The organism is Caballeronia sp. (assembly GCF_049581465.1).
Lineage (GTDB): Bacteria > Pseudomonadota > Gammaproteobacteria > Burkholderiales > Burkholderiaceae > Caballeronia.
The window spans coordinates 1-2,643 of sequence record NZ_JBAUSA010001114.1; the positions used below are offsets into that span (position 1 = coordinate 1).

Here is a 2,643-nt window from a genome sequence, read left to right on the forward strand (position 1 = left end):
ATGTTCGGCCAGAAAGCAGACTTCCCCGACGAGATCGTCACGCTCAATCCGCTCGCCGCGATCGATCGCGCGGCAAGCGCCGCGCCTGTTACCGCGGCCTCGCAGTCGGTCCAGAGCGCGCCCACGGGTGCACCGGTCGCCGGTATCTCCGGGTTGGCCGCCAGCGCGGGCTATGTCAACACGGACGGCAACGAAGCACTGGTCCGCTCCGAAAACTTCAAGATCATCCGCGCCGCCGTGTATGCCGGCATGAACGTCACCGCCGTGATCCAGCAAACGCGGCCGCAAGTACGCAAGGGCATCGAGCAGATCGGCGCGCAGATTGTCGAGCGCGACCGGTTGAACCTGACCCAAGTGGAACAGATTCAGATTACCGATGAAATCCTGAACGACATGTTCGGCGTCGGCCCGATTGAACCGCTTCTCGCCGACGACAGCGTGACCGATATTCTCGTCAACGGCTCTGACCAGGTCTACGTGGAACGTCATGGCCGGCTCGAACTGACGAACCTGAAATTCCGCGATAACGCGCACGTGGTCAACGTCGCGCAGCGTATTGCGGCGGCGGTCGGACGGCGCGTGGACGAAAGCAGTCCGATGGTCGACGCCCGCCTCGCCGATGGCAGCCGGGTCAACGTCGTGCTGCCTCCGCTCGCGATAAAGGGCGCGTGCATCGCCATTCGTAAATTCAGCAAGCGCAATATCACGCTCGCGCGCATGGCGAGCCAGGGCAATCTCTCCGAGCCAATGATGCGCGTGCTCAAGATCGCCAGCGCATGCCGTTTGAACACCGTGATCTCCGGCGGTACGGGTTCCGGCAAGACAACCTTGCTGAACGCAATGTCGCATTTTATCGATGCGCGCGAACGGATTTTGACTATCGAAGACGCGGCTGAATTGCAGCTTCAACAGCCGCACGTGGTGAGTCTGGAAACGCGCCCCGACAACACCGAAGGCATGGGTGGCGTGAACCAGCGCGATCTCGTGCGCAACGCGCTGCGGATGCGGCCGGACCGCATCATCCTGGGTGAAACGCGGGGCGCCGAGGCATTCGACGTGTTGCAGGCCATGAACACAGGTCACGACGGCTCCATGACCACGACCCACGCGAACACGCCGCGCGATGCACTGACGCGTCTCGAAAGTATGGTGATGATGGCGAACGGCAACTTGCCGCTGCTCTCCATTCGACGCCAGATCGCGAGCGCCGTGCACATGATCCTGCAGATCGAACGGATGCGCGACGGAGTGCGCCGTATCACGCGCGTGACCGAAGTGGTCGGTATGGAAGGCGATGTCATCATCACGCAGGACCTGTTCACATTCAAATACGACGCGTCCGCGTTCGCCGATGAAGTGAAGGGCACGTTCGAAGCGTCTTCAGTACGGCCCGCGTTCGCTTCGCGCGCCGCGTATTACGGACTCGAAGACGCGCTCCTGGACGCCATGAAGTCATGAATCCCGCCGACATCGTCACGGCTTCCGGATTTGTCGCGTTCGTGTTTGTTGGGCTGATCGTGCGCGCAATACATCAGTCGGCCCGGTCGCGCGCGCCGTCGCGGATCAAGGAACGCCTGTCCGGATTCGGCGTATCGCGGGGCGGCCAGGATTCGATCGCGGGCGAACGCAACGCAAGCGTGTTCAAGTCGCAGGGCCGCCATGGCTCGATAAAGACGTGGTTCGATGGCCGCGTTGAGCGTCTCGGGGTGGTCGCCGGCGCACGCGGCGTGAGACTGGTCGCGGTCGCAGCAATCGTCATGTTCGTGGTGAGCGCGGGAATCTTCCATTATTCGCCGCTGCCCGGCTGGGGCACGCCGCTCGCCGCCCTTGGCTTTGGGGCCGTAACTGCCGCGTGGCTCTATCGGAAGCTCATCAAGCGCTATCAGACGCGTTTCCTCATGGCGTTCCCCGACACGCTCGACCTCGTGATCCGCGCGGTGCGCGCCGGCGTGCCGGTGACGCAAGCGATCATCACCGTGGGCGAGGAAGTTGCTGAACCCGTGCGTTCCGAATTCAAGACCATGGGCAATTCACTGAAGCTGGGCATCGACATGAACGACGTGCTGGACGTGGCAGTGAAGCGCATCGCCATTCCCGATTTCTCGTTCTTCTCGGTGTGTTTGCTGTTGCAGCGCGAAACCGGCGGCCAGCTTGGCGAGACGCTGGAGAACCTCTCGGCCATCATTCGCTCGCGCCGCGACCTGCGCCTCAAGACGCGCGCGCTAACTGCTGAAACGCGTGTCGCCAGCAAGATCATCTCGGCGATCCCGTTTTTCACGCTCGCCATGCTGTACACGACGAGCCGCTCGTACCTGATGATCCTTTTCGACAACCCGAGCGGCCACACCATCCTGTTTGTCGCGGCCGGATTGCTGGTCACCGGCATGACCGTGATCACGAAGATGTCCAATCTCGATACCTCACGTTAAGCGCCCCGACACCATGACGTTCGACACCAACCTGACCATCAACCTCGGCATGTGCCTGGCATTGATCGCGCTCGTGGCCTGGTATTACAGGATGCGCACAGGCGCGAAAGAACGGATTGCCGACCGCGTGCGTTCGCTGCATTCACTGAAGACCATCGTCTCGGAGGACGCCGAGAGCGCCGACGATACCTTGAAGCAGCGCGTGTTGCGCTTC

Annotated in this window: 3 protein-coding genes; all 3 read left to right on the forward strand. The window is 62.1% G+C overall.

The genetic code is table 11. The features are described from left to right. Positions 1-1,458, forward strand: coding sequence for a CpaF family protein (locus WCA53_RS27180; RefSeq protein ID WP_423918010.1), 1,458 nt, complete (start codon positions 1-3; stop codon positions 1,456-1,458). Further along, a complete protein-coding gene (locus tag WCA53_RS27185; protein ID WP_423918013.1) occupies positions 1,455-2,429 on the forward strand; it encodes a type II secretion system F family protein in 975 nt (324 codons plus the stop codon). Before WCA53_RS27180 ends, WCA53_RS27185 begins: the two co-directional genes overlap by 4 nt. 13 nt (positions 2,430-2,442) lie before the next feature. Next, the coding region (locus tag WCA53_RS27190) for a hypothetical protein (RefSeq protein WP_423918016.1) at positions 2,443-2,643 on the forward strand (201 nt) is incomplete at its 3' end.